This window comes from Pseudomonas sp. ACN8 (assembly GCF_002303925.1).
Taxonomy (GTDB): domain Bacteria; phylum Pseudomonadota; class Gammaproteobacteria; order Pseudomonadales; family Pseudomonadaceae; genus Aquipseudomonas.
This window is the reverse complement of record NZ_MRCS01000119.1, coordinates 1-1,195: the sequence shown is the minus strand read 5'-3', so window position 1 is coordinate 1,195 and position 1,195 is coordinate 1. Positions and strand designations below refer to the sequence as shown.

General features: G+C 55.9%; 1 protein-coding gene. It reads right to left on the bottom strand.

Features of this window, described 5'->3' with window-relative positions; all coding sequences use genetic code 11:
* On the bottom strand, window positions 1–1,143 hold a 1,143-nt coding region (locus BSF44_RS29195; RefSeq protein WP_095946431.1), incomplete at its 3' end, for an IS256 family transposase.
* Window positions 1,144–1,195: the final 52 nt, after the last annotated feature.

Here is a 1,195-nt window from a genome sequence, read left to right as displayed (position 1 = left end):
CCCAAGCCAGATCAGTTTTGTCGCCGCATCGTCGGTCGGGAAGTGACCTCGGGTCTTGATGATCTTGCGCAGTTGAGCGTTGATGCTCTCAATGGCGTTGGTCGTGTAGATCACTTTTCGGATCGCCGGTGGGAAAACGAAAAATGGAATCACACGATCCCAAGCGCGGCGCCAGGCAGCTACTACCGTCGGATACTGCTTGCCCCAGGGCCCGCTTTCAAACGCATCCAGCGCCTGCTCGGCCGCTTCGGCGGTGACAGCCTGATAGATCGGTTTGAGCGCCTTGGCCAGTTCGCGACGCTTATCCCAAGCCGCGTAATCAAGGCTATTGCGGATCAGATGAACGATGCATGTTTGCAGTGTCGTGTCTGGAAATACGGCGCTGAGAGCTTCTGGCATGCCTTTAAGGCCATCGGTCACAGCAATCAACACGTCTTCGACGCCGCGTGTCTTGAGGTCGTTGAAAACCTTCATCCAGAATTTGGCGCCCTCGGTAGTTTCGATCCAAATGCCGAGAATATCGCGTGTTCCGTCAGGCAAAACCCCCAGGGCCAAGTAGATCGCCTTGTTGCGAACCAGCCCCTCTTCGCGGATTTTGACCCGTAGAGCATCGAAGAAAATAACCGGATACATCGGCTCCAAAGGCCGCTGTTGCCATGCACCGATCTCTGCCATGACCTCGTCGGTTACAGAGCTGATGAAGTCGGGAGAAACGTCAGTACCGTACTGCTCGGAAAGAAACGCACGGATCTCTCTGACAGTCATTCCACGGGCATACATGGCGATGATCTTGTCGTCGAACCCGGTGTAACGGCGCTCGTGTTTGGGAATCAGGATGGGAGAAAAACTGCCATCCCGGTCGCGAGGAATATCCAGTCGGAGCGGGCCATCGCCGGTTAGAACCGTCTTGCCGCTTTTGCCATTGCGCTGGTTGGTTTCATCCTCTGGGCGCTGCGCGCCCGGCGGATAGCCCAGGTGGTGACCGAGCTCAGCACTCAGGGCTCGCTCGATCAAAGCCTTCTTGAACGCCGCAGAGGCATCCTCAATGGCTTCAGCGGTCATCGGTCCATCGGTGAATTGCTCGAGCAGCTCTTTCGGGATTTTCGGTAGCTCTCGCAACGCGGGTTTCTTTTTGGTTGGCATACATGCACCTCTTACTCATGTTATGCCCGAACACAAAATTTCTGACACCCCC